The organism is Actinoplanes sp. NPDC023801 (assembly GCF_040639655.1).
Lineage (GTDB): Bacteria > Actinomycetota > Actinomycetes > Mycobacteriales > Micromonosporaceae > Actinoplanes.
The window spans coordinates 54,982-72,702 of sequence record NZ_JBFAAI010000043.1 but is presented as its reverse complement, the minus strand read 5'-3'; the positions used below and the strand labels follow the sequence as shown (position 1 = coordinate 72,702).

Here is a 17,721-nt window from a genome sequence, read left to right as displayed (position 1 = left end):
TCCTCCCGCATTCCGCCCCCCAAAAAACCGCCACGCGCCCCCCCCCCCTATCGGCCGGGGGGGGGGGGGGGGGCCCCCCCCCCGCCCCCCCCCCGCGACGGAAGGGGCCCCGGCATGGCCGGTCGTGCAGTGCGTAACCGCGGCTACGCGGTGTATCTGATTCCCGGCGTGCTCGCCTCACTTGCGGTGATCGTGGTACCGCTCGTGATGACGGTGTACGTCAGTTTCACCAAGTGGACCGGCGTGGGTGATCCCCGCTGGGTGGGGTTCGACAACTACACCCGGCTCTTCGGCGACACGCTGTTCTGGAAGTCGTTCGGCAACATCGGCCTGCTGGTCTTCGCGATGGCAGTCATTCCGACCCTGCTCGGGCTGGTACTGGCCGCCGTGCTGTTCGACTACGTCGCCAAGCGGTTCGGTGACCGGTGGGCCGGACTGTTCCGCTCCGGGTACTACCTGCCGCAGGTGCTGCCGGTCGCGGTGACCGGCATCGTCTGGAGCTGGATCCTGCATCCGAGCTACGGCGCGCTGAACCGGATGCTCGAATCGGCCGGGCTCGGCGGCCTGGCGAAGAACTGGCTCGGCGACGAGAACTACGCGCTGTACAGCGTGATGGCCGTGATGATCTGGTTCCAGCTCGGCTACCCGATCGTCATGTTCATGTCCGGGCTGTCGCGCATCGATCCGTCCCTCTACGAGGCCGCCGACCTGGACGGCGCCACGTGGTGGCAGCGATTCCGCAAGATCACCGTGCACATGATCCGGCCCGAGTTCTACGTCGTGCTGGTGACCACGACCATCGCCGCGCTGAAGATCTTCGGCCAGGTCTTCGTGCTCACCAAGGGCGGGCCGAGCAACGCCACCCTGGTGCCGTCCTACTTCGCGTACAAGAATTTCTTCGAGAAGGCCCAGGTCGGATACGGGTCGGCGATCTCCACGGTGCTGACCGTGCTGATCGTGATCCTCGCCTTCCTGTTCCTCCGTCTCCAGCACCGCTCGGAGGAGCTGCGATGACCGCCGTCCTTCCGTCCGTGAGCAAGGCGCCGCAGTCGACGGCGCCGGACGCTCTCAAGCACCGTGACCCGGTCCGGTGGGTCGTCCTCGGCGCGCTGCTCGTGCTGCTGTTGCTGCTGGTCGGGCCGCTGCTGGTGATCGCCGTCAACGCGTTCAAGAGCCCGGCCGACTACGCCGCCAACGGGCCGCTGTCGGTGCCGGTGAGCCTCTACTGGGACGGCATCGTCAATTTCTGGAACCGGGTGGACTTCGGCCAGAAGCTCTGGAACAGCTTCATCACCAGCCTGGCCGTCGCGGTGCTCGGCGTCGTGCTGTCCATCCTCAACGCGTACGCCCTCGGTATCGGCCGCGTCCGCGGGCGGGTCTGGTTCCTGGTGTTCTTCCTGGTCGCCAACCTGCTGCCGCAGGAGGTGCTGGTCTACCCGCTGTACTACATCTCCAAGGAGGCCGGCCTCTACGACAGCCTCATCGCGATCGTCATCATCTTCACGGTCATCCAGAGCGCCTTCGGCACGTACCTGCTCACCTCGGTCTACGCCGAGTTCCCCCGGGAGTTGCTGGACGCCGCGGCCGTCGACGGTGCCGGCAAGTGGCGCACGCTGTGGCGGGTCGTGGTGCCGGTCAGCGGGCCCACCCTCGCGGTGCTGTTCACGTTCTTCTTCATCTGGACGTGGAACGAGTTCTTCCTGCCGCTGATCTTCCTGGTCTCCAACGACAACCAGACCGTTCCGGTGGCCCTGGGTGTCCTGCAGGGCGACCGCATGATGGACGCCACCACGACCAGCGCCTCGGCCCTGATCGGCATCGTCCCCGCGATGCTCTTCTTCCTGATCTTCCAGCGGACCCTCACGCGCGGCATCGCCGCCGGCGCCATCAAGTAAAGGACTGTCATGAAGTTCACCGACGGCTATTGGCGCAAGCGCGAGGGCTTCACCGTGCTGCACCCCGTGCACCTGCAGGACACCCGGCCCGGTCCGGACTCGCTGACCGCGTGGGCGGCGACCCGGCGGATCGAGCACCGCGGTGACACCCTCAACGCGCCCCTCATCACCGTCACGTGCACGGCACCGGCCCCCGACGTCATCCGGGTGACCGTGGAGAACTACCAGGGAGAGCGCTCCAGGTTCCCGAATTTCGCGATATCGCAGGAATCAGTGGACGTGTCGGTCGACGGCACGTCGATCACCTCCGGCGCGCTGACGGCCCGGTTCTCCGACGGTGACCACTGGGCGCTCGACTTCCTCGCCGACGGCCGCCGGCTCACCGGCAGCGGCTGGAAGGGGATGGGCGTCGCCTCCGGCCCCGACGGTCAGTACCTTCACGAGCAGCTCGACCTCGGCGTCGGCCACGTCGTCTACGGCCTGGGGGAGCGGTTCGGGCCGCTGGTCAAGAACGGTCAGACCGTCGACATCTGGAACGAGGACGGCGGCACCAGCTCCGAACAGGCCTACAAGAACGTCCCGTTCTACCTCACCAACGGCGGGTACGGGGTACTCGTCGACCACCCCGGCAAGGTGTCCTTCGAGGTCGCCTCCGAGATGGTCACCCGCACCCAGTTCAGCGTCGCCGGGCAGCGGCTGTCCTACCTGGTCATCTACGGTCCCACCCCGGCCGACATCATCCGCAAGTACACCGCCCTGACCGGCCGTCCCGCGCTGCCGCCGGCCTGGTCCTTCGGCCTGTGGCTGACCACCTCGTTCACCACCTCGTACGACGAGGAGACCGTCAACAAGTTCGTCGGCGGCATGTCCGACCGCGACCTGCCGCTGTCGGTGTTCCACTTCGACTGCTTCTGGATGCGCGAGTTCAACTGGTGCGACTTCGAGTGGGACTCGCGGGTCTTCCCCGACCCGCCGGGCATGCTCAAACGGCTCGCCGACCGGGGACTGCGCACCTGCCTGTGGATCAACCCGTACATCGCGCAGCGCTCGCCGCTCTTCGCCGAGGGTGCCGAGAACGGCTACCTGGTCAGACGACCCAACGGCGACGTCTTCCAGTGGGACCTCTGGCAGGCCGGGATGGGCCTGGTCGACTTCACCAACCCCGCAGCCCGCGAGTGGTACGCCGCCAAGCTGCGCGGCCTGGCCGAGATGGGCGTCGACGCGTTCAAGTCGGACTTCGGCGAACGGATCCCGACCGACGTGGTGTGGCACGACGGCTCCGATCCGGAACGGATGCACAACTACTACGCGCAGCTCTACAACCAGGTCGTGTTCGACGTGCTGCGTGAGGTCAAGGGCGAGGGCGCGGCCGTGCTGTTCGCCCGTTCGGCGACCGTCGGCGGCCAGCAGTTCCCGGTCCACTGGGGCGGCGACAACTCCAGCACCTTCGAGTCGATGGCGGAGAGCCTGCGCGGCGGCCTGTCCCTCATGTCGTCCGGCTTCGGGTTCTGGAGCCACGACATCGGCGGTTTCGAGGGCATGCCCGACCCGGCCGTGTTCAAGCGCTGGGTGGCGTTCGGCCTGCTGTCGTCGCACAGCCGGCTGCACGGCAGTTCGTCGTACCGGGTGCCGTGGCTCTTCGACGAGGAATCCGTCGACGTGCTGAGGTCCTTCACCCACCTCAAGCACCGGCTCATGCCGTACATCTACGGAGCCGCCGTCGAAGCGCATCGAACCGGCCTGCCGGTGATGCGCCCGATGGCCGTGGCGTTCCCCGGCGACCAGGCCGTCACCCATCTCGACCGGCAGTACATGCTCGGCGAGAACCTGCTGGTGGCACCGGTCTTCTCAGCCGAGGGCGAGGTCTCCTACTACGTGCCGGCAGGCCGGTGGACCCGCTATCTGCCGGCCGGCGGTACGGCGGAGGTCGTCGACGGCCCGGCCTGGGTGACCGAGACCCACGGTTTCGACACGGCTCCGCTGCTGGTCCGTCCCGGTACGGTCCTGGCCGTCGGCGCCCGCGAGGACCGTCCCGACTACGACTACCGCGACGGGGTGACGCTGCACCTCTTCGAACCGGCCGAGGGCCGTACCGCCGTCGTCGTCCCCGGCCTGGACGCTACCGACACGGTGTTCACGGTCTCCCGCGAGGGCTCACGCATCGTGGTCGGCCGGATGGGCGACGCCCTGCCCTGGCGCGTCCGGATCGGCGAGGTCGTCACCGACCTGTCCGCGGACCAGGACAGCTGCACCCTGACGCTGGGCTAGCAGCACACGGAAACGCCCGGCTCCGCCCACCGGCGCAGCCGGGTGCCTTTCGTCTCACAGTGCCGGACGCTTCGGGTTCGGCGACCAGCCGCCGCGATCGGCCCAGGCGCTGCCGCCCACCGCCGGAGCCGGGGGCGGCAGGGCATCGTGGCCTCGGGTGCCGAGGTCGGGACGCTCCTTGCGCTCCTGCTCGTCGATCTTGATCAGCTGAACGAGTTCATCGATCGCGCGCCTCTCGGACTCGACCAGGAAGGTGATGAACGCACCGGCCACGTCGAGAAGCTTCTCTTCCGCCTTGGAGCACGGGCTGAACAACCCGCGCACCCGGCTCGCGTACTCCTGCATGGCGGCCAGGAGGCTGTCCATGCGCTCGTACCCCGCGGACGCGTAGGCGTTGCGGAGCCCTTCCAGCATGGTCGCGGCCTTCTTGCCCTCCTCGGCGAGCCAGGATGTCTGCGCCTTGATCTGCCCGATCCAGGTGCTGCGGCTCAGCCCGTGCTTGGTGAAGGCGTCGGAGGAGATGCCGTCCCAGTAGAAAGCCAGATTCTTGGTCTCCTCCTCCATGTTGACCCGCACCGTCTCGTAGCTGTTGGCGACCGAGTGCAGCAGATCGGCTCGGTTACGGATGGTCTCCGGGGAACTGGACCAGGCATTCATGATCAGGTCGGAGAGCGGCATGCGCAGGCCGGAGCCGATCTCGACGAGCATCGCTTCGAGGAGCAGCAGATTCCCTCGGTACTCCTGAACGAACCGGTCGAGGGCGTCGCCGCCACCGTTCTCGAAATACGTGGTGCGGCCACCGCTGATGGTCAGGTCCTCGCCGGTGCCGGTACCCAGAGTGATGGGCTCCTCGACGACCCTGGTGCTGGGCAGCACCTCGTTGCCCACGGAGGCGAGCCGGGTGTTCTCCGGCGGGATCACCAGCGGCGGACGCTCGTCGCGATTGTGCTGATCGCGCGGGGTGGCGACGATCCCGGCGCCGCCGGGCCGGCTCCGGACCTGGGTGCTGTAGCCGGCCGCGGTGGGCAGATACGGCGTGAGGTCCTGGTTCTCGAGGTCGAAGCTGGTGGCGTTGACGATGTCGGTGCCCTCGATGTCCGCGGCGATCTGCATCAGCACGTCGGCGAGCTGTTCCATCTCGTTGCGGGCGTCGATCGCCTCGTCGACCCGGTATTCCAGGGCCGTCCGCCAGTCCCGGGCGAGCTTGTCGGAGACGCCGGGCAGCGTGCCCCACGCACTGGTGGGAATACCGCCGACATGGTTGAGGTAGCGATGGATCGCGCCGCAGGTGACCGCGTCCTCGAAGCGTTCGGTGCCGTAGGCCACCAGGGCCCGGATCTCGACGCGCAGGGTCGGCTGGGTCATCACGACTCCCCGGATCGTGTGGACGGCGGCTCGGGCGGTGTGAAGGGGGTGACGAGGAGCGGCGAGCCGAAGTACCTGGTCCGGACCTCGATGAACTGGCGTCGATGGTCGGCCAGCGTGGCGAGCAGCGCCGCGCGGATCGCGGCGGCGATCTCGTCGTCGTTCAGACGACGAAGTGTGCCGGGCCGGATCCACACGTCCATCTCGCCGTTCGGCTCACGAGTGACGGTGACGGCATCGTCGGGTGACCTGCCGGTCGCGCGGATGTCCTCGACAGCCGCGTAGTAGCGCTTCAGGTCGGGCATCGAAGCTCCTAATCAGGCTCGGCGATCGTCAGAGCTCTGTCGGCGACCAGGCGGCTGAGATCTTGCGCGTACGCCGCTGCGCCCGGCTCGTCCTCACGCACGTTGACCTTCGTGGAGACGGTGACGCGCCGATAGTCCTTTGCCGCATGCACGGAAGCACGCGAGTACGAGTTGTTGGTCGAGGAGCAGATGCCGAACGCGTGGTAGTCCTGTGTGGCAGGGATGTCGGCACCGGCTTTCCCGCACCCGTAGCTCTCCACCTCGCGGCGTGCGGTCTCCGTGTCGGACGAACCGACGGTGAACATGTCGATGGTGCCGGTGTACTTCTGGTCGGCCGTGACGAAGGAGATCACGCACGTCGAGGATGACCGGTGGCCGCTTCTCGCGCGGTACTCGTCGGGGTCCGTCACCGTCCAGCCGCCGCCCAGTTCGGCCTGCAGGCCCGGAGCCAGGTCGGTGCAGGTCGGCACCCAGGGTGACCGGTTGCCGAGCAGTCCCCACCACAGCAGGCCGCCGGCGGCCAGGACCCCGGCTGCCAGGACCGCGATCAGGACGGGGCGGGGCCGGTTCACCACCGGCTCCGGCCGTCATGGCTGTCGGCGCGATCGCCAGAACCCGGCTCGGCCTGCAACGCCGCCAGTGCCACCCGGGCGGCGGCCCGGACCTGGCCGGCGAGGGAGTCGTCGGTGTGCCGGTGCAGATCCCGCAGTTCGACCCGCAGCTGACCCGTCCGGTCGGCTAGCAGGCGTACGGACCGGTCCGGTGAGCGCACGTCCACCTCTGGCTGCCAAGGGTCCTGTGCCATGAACGCTTCTCCCCGTCTCGAGTGCGTCGGCCCCGTCGCTGGAGTGAACGCCGGTGGCTCGGTTCCGGTTCACTCTGCTCCGCCGGTTCCATCCATGGAAGTCGACGTCGGGGCTCGGCTGCGTTCCGCGCGGCGGGTCTGACCTTTCAACTCCCGTCGAGGGTGACCCCAGCTCTGGTTGAGCACTTGCTCAAACTGGCTTAGACTCCATTTGAGCGACCGCTCAAGTCGGGTGGTCAGCACCTTAGGAGGATCGAGATGAGGACCCCGCGCCTGGCAAGCCGGATCGAGCGACGGCTTCTGATCAACTACCGCACCGACCCCGGGATCACCGCCCGGATGGTGCCCGCCCCCCTGCGGCCGCACATCGTCGACGGGTGGGCGGTGTCCGGCATCTGCCTGATCCGGCTCGGCCGGACGCGGCCGTTGTCCGCGCCCCTGCCGTTCGGGCCGGGCAGTGAGAACGCCGCCCATCGGATCGCGGTCGAGTGGGATACCCCCGACGGCGTCGCGCACGGCGTCTACATCCCGCGGCGCGACACCGGCTCCCGGATCAACGCCCTCGCCGGCGGCCGGCTCTTCCCGGGACGGCACCGTCTCAGCCGGTTCCAGGCACACGAGAGCGCTGCGGAACTCCGGATCGCGTTCACCGATCCGGCCGACGCGACGAGCGTCGACGTCCACGTCCGGGCAGCGCCCGCCCTGTCAGGGAGCCACCTGTTCCCCGACCTGGAGCAGGCGTCGGAGTTCTTCCGCCGCGGATCCTCCGGATACTCGGTCACCGCCGACCCGGCCCGCCTGGACGGAGTGGAGCTGAGCACTCCGGCCTGGCAGGTCGCTCCGGTCGAGCTGGTCTCGGTGCGGTCCACCTTCTTCGACGATCCGCTCCGGTTCCCTCCGGGTTCCGCGGAACTCGACTGCGGGCTGCTCATGCTCGACGTGCCGGCCGTCTGGACAGCCCTTCCGTCGATGGCGGTACGGGCCGCCGGTGGTCTCGCCACCGTCGCGAGCCGATGAAGGTCGTCATCGCCGGCGGGTCCGGCGCGCTCGGCCAGCGGATGGCCCGTGACCTGATCGGCCGAGGCGACGACGTGGTGGTCCTCAGCCGCTCGGCCACGCCGGTCCGGTGGGGGCGCCATGTGCGCTGGGACGGCCGGACCGCCGGTCCCTGGGCGGCCGGACTGGCCGGGGCCGCCCTGATCAATCTCTGCGGTGAGCTGGTGTTCCGGCCGGCGACCGCGGCCAACATCGAGCTGCTCACCCGGTCCCGGACCGAACCTACCCGGGCACTGGCCCGCGCCTGTGCCGACCTGGACGAGCCACCGCCGGTGCTCGTGCAGATGAGTACCCTGGCGATCTACGGCGACGCCGGTGAGCCGGTGCTCGACGAGTCCACCCCACCGGCCGACGGCCCGCCGCAGATGGCCGGTGTCGCACGGGCCTGGGAGGAGGCCTCGGCCGGCATCCCCGCGATCCGCCGCGTCACGCTGCGGACCGGCATCGTCTTCGACGTCGGGACGCCCGCCTTCGACCGGATCGCCGGTTTCGTGCGGTGGGGCCTCGGCGGCCGGATGGGCAGCGGCCATCAGTGGATCAGCTGGCTGCACGTCGATGACATGTGCGCGATCGTGCGCCGCTGCCTGGACGACGCCGCGCTGTCCGGCATCGTGCACGCCACCTCGCCCAGCCCGGTGCGCAACCGCGACCTGATGGCCGCGTTCCGCCGGACGATGCACCGCCCGATCGGGCTCCCGGCCCCGGCGCCACTGGTCCGGCTCGGCTCGATCGTCATGCGCGCCGACCCGATGCTGGCACTGACCGGCCGCCGCTGCGTTCCGCACCGCTTGCGGGATGCGGGCTTCGAGTTCACCCACCCCGACCTGGAGCCGGCCCTCGTCGACCTGCTCGCCGCGAATGCCCGGCCATGAGCCGCCGCCGCCCGGTAGCGGGTGGGCAGCCAGCGGGGACAGCGGGGCGGCGTAGCCGGGACCGTAGGGATGTGGATCAGGTGAAGCGGCGGGCCAGATCCCGGTGGTGGGCGGCGGCCCGGACGGCGTCGGAGACGTCGATCGGGGAACCCGGCAGCGGGCCCAGGGAGGCGACCAGGTCGGCACGGCGTAGATGCTCGGCGACGGCGTGCTCGCGGCAGGGCAGGCAGGTGACGCACTCCGGGACCGCGGACGTCATGGCGCGCGGGACGAGCCGGCCGCACCCGGTCGAGACCTCCGGCGGCAGATCGCTGACCAGACCGAACGTGGCCGCGAGCATGTTGCGTGCCGCCGCGCCGGAGCGCATGCCGGCCTCGACGTGGATGTGCGGGTCGTCCGTGGGGTTCACCATCGCCGTCCAGTCTGGCACGCCGGGGCCGTCCGGCCCGTGGTCATCGCGGGCGACGGGTTCAGGTGCCATTCCGCAGGGGTGACCCGGAGCACCGGCGAATCCTGGTAGAAGTGTCTCCATGGGGAGTCGCCCAGGTCGGGGCTCCGTGCAGAAGCAGGTCACCGACCGTTTCCGGGCATGACATGCCGGTCGGCGCATGCCGTACATCGGCGTGGGTAACGTCCCGGACGGAGGGGCCGAAAGACCCGTGCCGCTGATTTCGGCCGCCGATACGTTGATCGTGACCAGTCAGGAACTCGAGAAGACCATCCGAGAGGAATGACCGTGACCGCCGTTTCGGACAACCGGACCGCCACCTTCGACCAGCAGGAACTCCTGCGGAAGCTCGCCGCTCCGGACGATGCCGAGGTGGAGAGTCTCGACGCCTGGTGGCGGGCCAACAACTATCTGACCGTCGGCCAGATCTATCTGCAGGGCAATCCGCTGCTGCGGGAGCCGCTCACCTCGGAGCACATCAAGCCGCGCCTGCTCGGCCACTGGGGGACCAGTCCGGGCCTGTCGTTCGTCTACGCCCACGTGTCCCGGCTGATCAAGCACACCGGGCAGCAGGCCATCTATCTGGCCGGCCCCGGCCACGGTGGCCCGGCCCTGGTCGCCGCCGGATACCTGGAGGGCACCTACTCGGAGGTCTACCCGAAGGTCGGCCTCGACGAGGGCGGCCTGCTGCGCCTGTTCCGCCAGTTCTCCTCGCCCGGTGGCATCCCCAGCCACGTGTCGGTGACCACGCCCGGCAGCATCCATGAGGGCGGCGAGCTCGGCTACGTGCTGGTGCACGCGTTCGGTTCGGTGATGGACAACCCGGACCTGCTGGCGATCGCGGTGGTCGGCGACGGCGAGGCCGAGACCGGTCCTCTCGAGGGCTCGTGGAAGGGCATCTCGTTCCTGAACCCGGTGCACGACGGCGCGGTCCTGCCGATCCTGCACCTCAACGGGGCGAAGATCGCCGGCCCGACCGTGCTGGCCCGCAAGGACCCGGCCGAGGTGCGCAAACTCCTCGAGGGTCACGGCTACGAGGTCCTCGAGATCGAGGGCAAGGACCTGCCCGGCATGCACCATCGGTTCGCGGCGCTGCTGGCCGAGGCCTGGGGCAAGATCAGGAGCATCCAGGCGGCGGCGCGCAACGGCGAGTGGGACGGTTCCCGTCCGCGGTGGCCTCTCATCATCATGCGTACGCCCAAAGGGTGGACCGGTCCCGAGAAGATCGACGGGATCACCGTGACCGGCAGCTGGCGTTCGCATCAGGTCCCGCTCTCCGGCGTCAAGGGCAACGACGAGCACCTCGCCGAGCTGGAGAAGTGGCTGCGGTCGTACCGGCCGGACGAGCTCTTCGACGCCACCGGCGCCCCCGTGCAGATCATCCGCGACCTGGCCCCGCCCGGAGACCTCCGGATGAGCGCCACCCCGCACGCCAACGGCGGTCTGCTCACCAAGGACCTGGACCTTCCCGACTTCCGCGACTACGCGGTCGACGTGAAGCGGCCCGCGGAGGGTCGTGCCGAGTCCACCCGCAAGCTGGGCGAGATGATGCGCGACATCTACTCGCGCAACCCGGACCGGTTCCGGCTGTTCTGCCCGGACGAGACGAACAGCAACCGGCTCGGCGCCGTCTTCGACGTCTCCGACCGCGCCTTCATGGAGGGTGTCACCAGCGACGACGTGAAGCTGAGCAATACCGGCCGGGTCATGGAGGTGCTGTCCGAGCACAACTGCCACGGCTGGCTGGAGGGTTACAACCTGACCGGCCGGCACGGCATGTTCGCCACGTACGAGGCGTTCGCCATGGTCAGCGCGTCGCAGACGGTCCAGCACGGTAAGTGGCTGCAGGAGGCGTCGCACCTGCCGTGGCGGGCCAAGGTGCCCAGCCTCAACATCCTGCTCACCTCCACCGCCTGGCGTAACGACCACAACGGCTTCTCGCACCAGGGTCCCGGTCTGATCCAGGTGGTGCTCAACCAGCGCGGCAACGTGGCCCGCGTCTACCTGCCGCCGGACGCCAACACCCTGCTGTCGGTCGCCGATCACTGCTTCCGTTCGCGGTCGTACGTCAATCTGATCGTCATCGACAAGCAGCCCCAGCTGCAGTGGCTCGACATGGATCAGGCGATCGAACACTGCCGTAAGGGCGCCGGCATCTGGGAGTGGGCCGGCACCGACGACGGCGACCGCGACCCGGACATCGTCCTCGCCTGCGCCGGCGACGTGGTGACGATGGAGACGGTGGCGGCCGCGCAGATCCTGATGAAGAAGCTGCCGCAGCTGAAGGTCCGCGTCGTCAACGTGGTCAACCTGATGACCCTGCCGCGGCCGAAGGACCACCCGCACGGCATGAGCGAGACCATGTTCCGGGAGCTGTTCACCGACCACGTCGATGTCGTCTTCAGCTTCCACGGTTACCCGGGCGCCATCCACCAGCTGGTGCACGGCCGGCCGGACGCCGACCGGTTCCGGGTCCGCGGCTTCATCGAGCAGGGCACCACGACCACCCCGTTCGACATGACCGTCCGGAACAAGGCCTCGCGTTATCACCTGGTGATCGACGCCATCAACAACGCCAGGCGGCTGCCCGCCGGCGCGACCGAGGTGAAAGCCTGGTGCGAGGCGCAGCTGGTCAAGCACGACGCGTACGTGGTGGAACACCTCGAGGACATGCCGGAGGTACGCGACTGGTCGCTCGGCGACTGGGCCGAGCACTGATCCGGTGATCTTCGCGGTGGGAAATCCCACTACGGGGTGCACGCAGATGAGCGTTACCGCGCGCGAATTCACAGATTCGCGCGCGGTTTGCCCATTGGAGTTCGCGAATCGGTCAGCCGCTGGAAATGTTTTCCTGGGAAACTTCGGTCGAGACCTGTCTCACCCTTTCAATCATCGGCGCGGGAAGCGAAAGTGAGGGGAGCAAATACCCGTCGCTCGACGATGAGGAAGGGGACCCCCGTATGACCGCCACCCTGAACCCCTGGCCGACGACCCGGCAGGGCTCCACCGACCACCCGGTGCAGACGCTGCAGTACCTGCTGCTCGCCCATGGTCACACGGTCACTGTTGACGGGGTTTTCGGCTCCGAGACCGGCGCCGCGGTACGCGCCGTCCAGTGGGCCAAGAACCTGCCCGACACCGGGGTGGTCGACGCCGCCACGTGGCATGCGCTGCTGGTGCCGGTACGGCCGGGGATGCGTGGCAGCGCGGTGCGCGGCCTGCAGGAAGAATTCGCCCTCGACGGCGCCGACGGCATCTACGGGCCGAAGACCGAGGCGGCGATCCGCGACCTGCAGCGGACCATCCGCGACGGCGGCGTGCCGGTCGAGGTCGACGGTGTGGTCGGCCCGCGGACCTGGCAGGCACTGGTCAGCGGCCTGCGTGAGACCGCTCCCCTCTCCAGGGCCGCATGATCCCCAGCCGAGCGTGGTGATCTGCGGCTCGATACGGACCGCGGGTCACCACGCTCGGCTGTGTTTCTCCGCTGTGCGGTGGGTTGCGGCTCGCCGGCGGGCCGCGGTCACCACGCTTGGGCGGGGTTGAAGCCGAACGGGAGCTCCAGGCGGTGTGCGGCCATCAGGTCGCGGTCGGCGAGCAGCTCGCCGGTGGGGGCGTCGGCGACGATCCGGCCGCCGTCCAGGATCACCGAACGGGGGCAGAGCTCCAGCGCGTACGGCAGATCATGCGTCACCATCAGCACGGTCACCGGCAACGACGCGATGATCCCGGCCAGTTCGCGCCGGCTGGCCGGGTCCAGATTGGACGACGGCTCGTCGAGCACCAGGATCTCCGGGCGCATCGCCAGCACCGTCGCCACAGCCACCCGGCGCCGCTGACCGAACGACAGGTGGTGCGGGATCTGATCACGGTGTTCCAGCATGCCCACCGCGGTGAGCGCCTCGGTCACGCGGTTGTCGAGCTCCTCCCCGCGTACGCCCAGGTTGGCCGGGCCGAAAGCGACGTCCTCCGCGACCGTCGGCATGAACAGCTGGTCGTCGGGGTCCTGGAAGACGACGCCGACCCGGCGGCGGATCTCGGTGATCGCCCGGCGATCGCCCGGGGTGACCGGCAGCCCGCCGATCTCCACCCGGCCCTCGCCGCCGTGCAGAATGCCGTTGAGGTGCAGCACCAGGGTGGTCTTGCCGGCGCCGTTGGGCCCCAGCAGCGCGACCCGCTCGCCTGGTGCGAGGGTGAGGTCGACGCCGTGCAGCGCCTGCCGCCCGTCCGGGTAGGCGAAGGTGAGGCCGGTGATCCTGAGCGCCGCGGTCATGGGGTCATGCTAGGACGACGGCCGCGACGGCGATCCCGGCGGCCGCGACCGGCAGCGCCGAGGAGAACACCCACTCCCGGGCGGCGGCCGGACCGGCGGCCGGCGACGGGAGCCGGCCGGTGTAACCGCGCGACAGCATGGCCAGGTACACGCGTTCGCCGCGCTCGTACGAGCGCAGGAACAGCGCGCCGACACCGACCGCGAAGGCCTTCACCTGCCAGAGGAAACGGGGATCGTAGCCGCGGGACAGGCGGGCGATGCGCATCCGGCGGGCGTCGTCGATCAGCACGTCGACGTAGCGCAGCATGAACGTCATGATCTGGGTGATCACGGTCGGGCAGCGCAGCCGGTCCAGGCCGTGGATCAGGTCGCGGGCCGTGGTCGTGGCGGCGAGCAGCAGCGAGGCGAGCACCCCCAGGGTGGCCTTGGCGAAGATGTTCCACGCGCCGTGGAGGCCCTCGACCGACAGCGACAGGCCCAGCCAGTCCACCCGCGGGCCGTGCCCGAAGAACGGCAGCAGCACGGCGAGCAGCACGAAGGGCAGCTCGATCGTGGCACGCCTGAGCAGCCAGCCGGCCGGCACCCGGGCGGCCGCCGCGACCAGCCCCAGCAGGACCGCGAACCCGGCGAACGCGGCGAACTCCTCGCGCGGGGTGAGGACCACGACGACGGTGAAGAGCAGCACCGCCATGATCTTCACCTCGGGGGAGAGCCGGTGCACCGGGCTCGTCCCGCTCAGATGCAGTGAGTTCACCCGTCGGTCCGCGGGCGCCGGCGCAGCACCCAGAAGAGACCGCCGCCGATCGCGAACGTGATCAGCACGCCGGCCACACCGGACAGGCCGGTCGCCAGGTACTCGTTGTCGATGCCGCGGAACGCGTAGCCGGCGAGCGGACTGTCCGCCAGCTGGTGCTCCTGCTCCTGCTGGGCCATGCAGGTGCCGCCGGTGATCTCGTCGTCGGCGTTGAAGGTGCAGCCCTCGCGGGCCGCGTGGTCCAGGCCGTCGGGACTGCCGGAGGCGAAGCTGGAGACGACACCGGCCAGCAGCAGGGCCACCAGCAGGCCGCTGATCAGGAACTTCTTCATGCCGCGGCTCCCGCCTTCGCGTACTGGGGCTTGCGGAAAGCACGCAGCGCGTACACCAGGTCGGGCCGCACCTTGGCCACCGTGACCACGGTGGTCGCGGCGATCAGGCCCTCACCGATGCCGATCAGGGTGTGCACGCCGGCCAGGGTCGCGGCGATCCCGCCGAGCGACAGCTCGGTGGTGCCGCCCAGGGCGTACTGGGCGACGAAGCCCATCGACGCGAGCACGACGCCGACGACCGAGGCGATCAGCGCGGTCGCGCCGAGCCCGGCGATGGTCCGGGGGAGGACCCGCAGAAGCAGGGCCACCAGGACGTACGCCGCGGCTGCGCCGATCAGTGCCATGTTGGTGATGTTGAGCCCGAGCGCGGTCAGGCCGCCGTCGCCGAACACCAGGCACTGCACGATCAGCACCGTCGCCACGCACAGCGCACCGACCCACGGCCCGACCAGGATCACCGCCAGGGTGCCGCCGAGCAGATGCCCGGAGACGCCGGGAAGCACCCCGAAGTTGAGCATCTGTACGGCGAAGATGAAGGCCGCGACCAGGCCTGCCATCGGCGCCAGCCGGTCGTCCAGGTCCATCTTGGCGCGCCGGACGCACACCGCGAGGCCGGCCACCGCTATCACCATGAAGATCGCTGAGACGGGACCGTCGATGATCCCGTTCGCGATGTGCATCGCCTGCACGTCGTCCATGGCGCCAATATATTCGCCGCCTATGGTTGTTGCATATAGTTGGCAACTACCTCAGTGATGATCTTCACCTCACCAGGACGTCGGCCACCCCCCGGCGCGGCGACGGGTGCCCCGGCTGGCCGAACCCGACCCGGAACGCGATCTGCGGGAACCCCGGCCGCCCCAGCGAGCGCCGCAGCTGGTCGCGAGCCGTCGGCACCTCGATCGGCTGCGAGATCAGCGAACTGGCCAGGCCCGCGTCGGTGGCGGTGAGCAGCACGTGCTGCAGTGCCTGCCCGGCCATCAGCTGATCCAGCTTGCGGTCGCCGGCCGTGCCCAGGATGCCGACCAGCGGCTCCGGCTCGTAGTCCCGGCCCGGTGCCCGCCGCCGACCGCCGAAGTTGCGCTGCGGGATCAGGTCGTGCGCCTCGGCCACCGTGGCGGCGGCCAGCTCCGGGATGCCCTCCGACTCCGACCCGGTGTCCGTCCAGGTGATCAGCTCGCTCTGGTACCGGTTGTCGCGGCGCAGCACCCGGTCGGCGCTGTGCGCGATCTCCGAGAAGCCGGTCAGCGCGGTCATCCCGACCAGCAGGTCCAGCCAGGCGCCCTCGACCCGGGCCGCCTCGATCATCCGTACCCGTACGTCCGCGGGCACCGGGTCCGGCCAGAACGGCTGCCGGTTGCTGTAGCGCCGCTCGATCGCTGCGTGCAGGTCACGTTCGGGGTAGGTCGGGGCCCGGTGCGGCGCCGGCGTCAGCCGGGCGATCAGGTCCGGTTCGGTGCTGTCCGGAAGCAGTCTCACGTCCGCCGGGGTGCCCGCCCACGCCAGCGCCAGCCGGGCGTTGAACGTGGCGGCACCGAGTGCCAGCCGCATCGCCCAGCCACCGCTGTCCGCGACCGTCAGCTGCCGGCCCGGATCCGCGAGCACCTCGATGGCGCCGTCCCGCAGGCGGAACGCCCACGGCTGGCTGTTGTACATGGAGGGGGCCTGGAGTCCGGCCGCGGCGGCACGCCGCAGGTCGGACGAGTCGTAGCGGGTCATGTCTCCACGGTGCCCCGCCGCCGCACGGCCCGTTAAGGGCCGAAGGTCCTACACCGGCACCCGCCACAGCAGGAGCGTGCCGGGACCGTCGGCCCGCGGGCCGATCTCGAACGCGCCGCCCAGGTCGTTGGCCCGCTCACCCATGTTGACCAGGCCGCCACGGGCCAGCGCCGGATCGGCGCCCACCCCGTCGTCCTCGACCTGCAGGACCACCTGCCGGTCGGCGACCCGGACGGAGACCCGCACACTGCGCGCCTGCGCGTGCCGGGCCACGTTGGACAGCGCCTCGCGCAGCACCGCGATCAGCTCCGGCACGATGTCGTCCGGCACCGCGCTCTCCACCGGCCCGGTCGTCTCCAGGGTCGGCCGGAACCCGAGCGTGTCCAGCGCCGCGTCACACGTGTCCCGTAATTCGGTCCGCAGCGTGGCACCGACCGGGGCCCGCAGCTCGAAGATCGACCGGCGGATGTCCTTGATCGTCGCGTCCAGGTCGTCGACGGCCGCGTTGATCCGGTTCACCACCTCCGGCCGTACGCCCGGGGCCATCGCGCCCTGCAGCTGCATGCCGGTCGCGAACAGCCGCTGGATGACCACGTCGTGCAGGTCACGGGCGATCCGCTCCCGGTCCTCCAAGACGGCCAGCAGCTCGCGCTCCTCCTGCGCGCGGGCCCGCTCCAGCGCCAGCGCCGCCTGGTCGGCGAACGTCGACAGCAGCGCGGCGTCGTCGGCGCTGGCCGGGCCGCTCACGATCAGCACACCCTGCGGGCTGCTCTTCAGCGGCGCGACGAGCGCCGGGCCGTCCGCCACCGGACCCGGCCACTCGGCGGCCTCCCGAAGGTTCTCCACGAGCCGGTACGAGTCGTCGAAAGCGGGCAGCACCTTGCCGGTCATCGCCGGGTCACCGCCCTCCACCACCTCGATCCGGTAGCGGTCGTTCTCGCTCTCGAGGAGCAGCACCAGCACCATCCCGGCGTCGGCCACCTCACGGGCCCGCCGGGCGATCAGCCGCAGCGCCTCGGTGCGCCGGACCGTACCCAGAAGGACCCCGGTGATCTCGGAGGCGGCCGCCAGCCAGCGCTGCCGCCGCTGGGCCAGCTCGTAGAGGCGGGCGTTGTCGATCGCCACACCGGCCGCCGCGGCCAGCGCCACCACGATCTCCTCGTCGTCCTCGGTGAACTGGGCCGCGGTCCGCTTCTCGGCCAGATAGAGGTTGCCGAAGATCTGCTCCCGGGTCCGCACCGGGACGCCGAGGAAGCTGTGCATCGGCGGGTGGTTCGGCGGGAAGCCGTACGAGTTGGGATGACGGGTGATGTCCGGCAGCCGGACCGGTCTCGGCTCGGTGATCAGCAGACCGAGCACACCCCGGCCGTGCGGCAGGTCGCCGATCTTGGCATGCGCCGCCGGGTCGATGCCGGTCGTGACGAAGTCGGACAGGCTGTTGCGGTCCGGCGCGAGCACACCGAGAGCGCCGTACCGCGCGTCGGCCAGCGCGCACGCGGCCTCCACGATCCGCTGGAGCGTGCTGTTAAGGTCGAGATCGGTGCCGATTCCGACGACCGCGTCCAGCAGGGCACGAAGTCTCTCCCGGCTCGTGACGATGTCGCCGACCCGGTTCTGCATCTCCTGCAGCAA

Annotated in this window: 18 protein-coding genes; 7 read left to right on the top strand and 11 right to left on the bottom strand. The window is 69.8% G+C overall.

The genetic code is table 11. The features are described from left to right. Positions 1-114 precede the first annotated feature (114 nt). The 3 genes from AB0G04_RS41510 to yicI are packed head-to-tail and all read left to right on the top strand — an operon-like array spanning position 115 to position 4,163. On the top strand, positions 115-1,014 hold the full coding sequence (locus AB0G04_RS41510; RefSeq protein WP_360995363.1) for a sugar ABC transporter permease: 900 nt from the start codon (positions 115-117) through the stop codon (positions 1,012-1,014). Beyond that, positions 1,011-1,895: a carbohydrate ABC transporter permease gene (locus AB0G04_RS41505; RefSeq protein ID WP_360995360.1), complete on the top strand. Its 885-nt coding sequence runs from the start codon at positions 1,011-1,013 to the stop codon at positions 1,893-1,895. Before AB0G04_RS41510 ends, AB0G04_RS41505 begins: the two co-directional genes overlap by 4 nt. 9 nt (positions 1,896-1,904) lie before the next feature. Continuing rightward, positions 1,905-4,163, top strand: a complete 2,259-nt coding sequence (gene yicI, locus AB0G04_RS41500) for an alpha-xylosidase (RefSeq protein WP_360995357.1) — start codon at positions 1,905-1,907, stop codon at positions 4,161-4,163. Positions 4,164-4,217: 54 nt separating this feature from the next. Here the strand turns inward: yicI and AB0G04_RS41495 are convergent, their stop codons facing one another. The 4 genes from AB0G04_RS41495 to AB0G04_RS41480 are packed head-to-tail and all read right to left on the bottom strand — an operon-like array spanning position 4,218 to position 6,638. After that, positions 4,218-5,528 (bottom strand): hypothetical protein, encoded by a 1,311-nt coding sequence (locus tag AB0G04_RS41495; RefSeq protein ID WP_360995355.1) that lies wholly within the window; start codon positions 5,526-5,528, stop codon positions 4,218-4,220. Continuing rightward, entirely contained in the window at positions 5,528-5,833 is a 306-nt protein-coding gene (locus tag AB0G04_RS41490; RefSeq protein WP_360995352.1) for a hypothetical protein, read from the bottom strand. The genes AB0G04_RS41495 and AB0G04_RS41490 overlap by 1 nt, the downstream gene beginning before the upstream one ends. A gap of 8 nt (positions 5,834-5,841) precedes the next feature. After that, on the bottom strand, positions 5,842-6,405 hold the full coding sequence (locus AB0G04_RS41485) for a hypothetical protein (protein ID WP_360995349.1): 564 nt from the start codon (positions 6,403-6,405) through the stop codon (positions 5,842-5,844). Next, positions 6,402-6,638 carry a hypothetical protein gene (locus AB0G04_RS41480; RefSeq protein ID WP_360995347.1) on the bottom strand — a complete coding sequence of 79 codons (237 nt, stop codon included), beginning with the start codon at positions 6,636-6,638 and terminating at the stop codon, positions 6,402-6,404. Before AB0G04_RS41480 ends, AB0G04_RS41485 begins: the two co-directional genes overlap by 4 nt. A gap of 258 nt (positions 6,639-6,896) precedes the next feature. On the opposite strand from AB0G04_RS41480, the gene AB0G04_RS41475 reads away from it, so the two are divergent. Both AB0G04_RS41475 and AB0G04_RS41470 read left to right on the top strand, forming a co-directional pair. Continuing rightward, positions 6,897-7,655 carry a DUF2071 domain-containing protein gene (locus AB0G04_RS41475; RefSeq protein WP_360995344.1) on the top strand — a complete coding sequence of 253 codons (759 nt, stop codon included), beginning with the start codon at positions 6,897-6,899 and terminating at the stop codon, positions 7,653-7,655. After that, a complete protein-coding gene (locus AB0G04_RS41470; RefSeq protein WP_360995341.1) occupies positions 7,652-8,566 on the top strand; it encodes a TIGR01777 family oxidoreductase in 915 nt (304 codons plus the stop codon). The genes AB0G04_RS41475 and AB0G04_RS41470 overlap by 4 nt, the downstream gene beginning before the upstream one ends. 76 nt (positions 8,567-8,642) lie before the next feature. On the opposite strand, the gene AB0G04_RS41465 is transcribed toward AB0G04_RS41470, so the two are convergent. Continuing rightward, positions 8,643-8,978: a hypothetical protein gene (locus AB0G04_RS41465; protein WP_360995338.1), complete on the bottom strand. Its 336-nt coding sequence runs from the start codon at positions 8,976-8,978 to the stop codon at positions 8,643-8,645. Positions 8,979-9,296: 318 nt separating this feature from the next. Here AB0G04_RS41465 and AB0G04_RS41460 point away from each other — a divergent pair, with 318 nt between their 5' ends. Then, complete coding sequence (locus AB0G04_RS41460; protein ID WP_360995336.1) at positions 9,297-11,732, top strand: phosphoketolase family protein; 2,436 nt, start codon at positions 9,297-9,299, stop codon at positions 11,730-11,732. A gap of 242 nt (positions 11,733-11,974) precedes the next feature. Next, on the top strand, positions 11,975-12,427 hold the full coding sequence (locus AB0G04_RS41455; protein WP_360995333.1) for a peptidoglycan-binding protein: 453 nt from the start codon (positions 11,975-11,977) through the stop codon (positions 12,425-12,427). 107 nt (positions 12,428-12,534) lie between these two features. Here AB0G04_RS41455 and AB0G04_RS41450 read toward each other — a convergent pair whose 3' ends face one another. The 6 genes from AB0G04_RS41450 to AB0G04_RS41425 all read right to left on the bottom strand — a co-directional run bounded on the left by AB0G04_RS41450 (position 12,535) and on the right by AB0G04_RS41425 (position 17,709). Continuing rightward, the gene (locus AB0G04_RS41450; protein ID WP_360995330.1) at positions 12,535-13,284 is read right to left on the bottom strand and encodes an ABC transporter ATP-binding protein; all 750 of its coding nucleotides are present in this window, start codon (positions 13,282-13,284) and stop codon (positions 12,535-12,537) included. Positions 13,285-13,288: 4 nt separating this feature from the next. Further along, positions 13,289-14,038, bottom strand: a complete 750-nt coding sequence (gene cbiQ, locus AB0G04_RS41445; protein WP_360995327.1) for a cobalt ECF transporter T component CbiQ — start codon at positions 14,036-14,038, stop codon at positions 13,289-13,291. After that, on the bottom strand, positions 14,035-14,370 hold the full coding sequence (locus AB0G04_RS41440) for a PDGLE domain-containing protein (RefSeq protein ID WP_360995324.1): 336 nt from the start codon (positions 14,368-14,370) through the stop codon (positions 14,035-14,037). Before AB0G04_RS41440 ends, cbiQ begins: the two co-directional genes overlap by 4 nt. Then, the gene (locus AB0G04_RS41435; protein WP_360995321.1) at positions 14,367-15,068 is read right to left on the bottom strand and encodes an energy-coupling factor ABC transporter permease; all 702 of its coding nucleotides are present in this window, start codon (positions 15,066-15,068) and stop codon (positions 14,367-14,369) included. Before AB0G04_RS41435 ends, AB0G04_RS41440 begins: the two co-directional genes overlap by 4 nt. Positions 15,069-15,132: 64 nt before the next feature. Then, positions 15,133-16,089: a nitroreductase gene (locus tag AB0G04_RS41430; RefSeq protein ID WP_360995318.1), complete on the bottom strand. Its 957-nt coding sequence runs from the start codon at positions 16,087-16,089 to the stop codon at positions 15,133-15,135. 48 nt (positions 16,090-16,137) lie between these two features. Continuing rightward, positions 16,138-17,709 carry a GAF domain-containing sensor histidine kinase gene (locus AB0G04_RS41425; protein WP_360995369.1) on the bottom strand — a complete coding sequence of 524 codons (1,572 nt, stop codon included), beginning with the start codon at positions 17,707-17,709 and terminating at the stop codon, positions 16,138-16,140. Between the last annotated feature and the right edge of the window lie 12 nt (positions 17,710-17,721).

What these genes read in the sequence shown, in the direction of transcription:
- AB0G04_RS41505 (WP_360995360.1), top strand. Translation starts at nt 1,011, where the DNA reads ATGACCGCCGTCCTTCCGTCCGTGAGCAAGGCGCCGCAGTCGACGGCG.
- AB0G04_RS41435 (WP_360995321.1), bottom strand. Translation starts at nt 15,068, where the DNA reads ATGGACGACGTGCAGGCGATGCACATCGCGAACGGGATCATCGACGGT.
- AB0G04_RS41475 (WP_360995344.1), top strand. Translation starts at nt 6,897, where the DNA reads ATGAGGACCCCGCGCCTGGCAAGCCGGATCGAGCGACGGCTTCTGATC.
- AB0G04_RS41425 (WP_360995369.1), bottom strand. Translation starts at nt 17,709, where the DNA reads ATGCAGAACCGGGTCGGCGACATCGTCACGAGCCGGGAGAGACTTCGT.
- AB0G04_RS41480 (WP_360995347.1), bottom strand. Translation starts at nt 6,638, where the DNA reads ATGGCACAGGACCCTTGGCAGCCAGAGGTGGACGTGCGCTCACCGGAC.
- AB0G04_RS41470 (WP_360995341.1), top strand. Translation starts at nt 7,652, where the DNA reads ATGAAGGTCGTCATCGCCGGCGGGTCCGGCGCGCTCGGCCAGCGGATG.
- AB0G04_RS41465 (WP_360995338.1), bottom strand. Translation starts at nt 8,978, where the DNA reads ATGGTGAACCCCACGGACGACCCGCACATCCACGTCGAGGCCGGCATG.
- AB0G04_RS41510 (WP_360995363.1), top strand. Translation starts at nt 115, where the DNA reads ATGGCCGGTCGTGCAGTGCGTAACCGCGGCTACGCGGTGTATCTGATT.
- AB0G04_RS41495 (WP_360995355.1), bottom strand. Translation starts at nt 5,528, where the DNA reads ATGACCCAGCCGACCCTGCGCGTCGAGATCCGGGCCCTGGTGGCCTAC.
- AB0G04_RS41430 (WP_360995318.1), bottom strand. Translation starts at nt 16,089, where the DNA reads ATGACCCGCTACGACTCGTCCGACCTGCGGCGTGCCGCCGCGGCCGGA.
- AB0G04_RS41450 (WP_360995330.1), bottom strand. Translation starts at nt 13,284, where the DNA reads ATGACCGCGGCGCTCAGGATCACCGGCCTCACCTTCGCCTACCCGGAC.
- yicI (WP_360995357.1), top strand. Translation starts at nt 1,905, where the DNA reads ATGAAGTTCACCGACGGCTATTGGCGCAAGCGCGAGGGCTTCACCGTG.
- AB0G04_RS41440 (WP_360995324.1), bottom strand. Translation starts at nt 14,370, where the DNA reads ATGAAGAAGTTCCTGATCAGCGGCCTGCTGGTGGCCCTGCTGCTGGCC.
- AB0G04_RS41455 (WP_360995333.1), top strand. Translation starts at nt 11,975, where the DNA reads ATGACCGCCACCCTGAACCCCTGGCCGACGACCCGGCAGGGCTCCACC.
- AB0G04_RS41490 (WP_360995352.1), bottom strand. Translation starts at nt 5,833, where the DNA reads ATGCCCGACCTGAAGCGCTACTACGCGGCTGTCGAGGACATCCGCGCG.
- AB0G04_RS41460 (WP_360995336.1), top strand. Translation starts at nt 9,297, where the DNA reads ATGACCGTGACCGCCGTTTCGGACAACCGGACCGCCACCTTCGACCAG.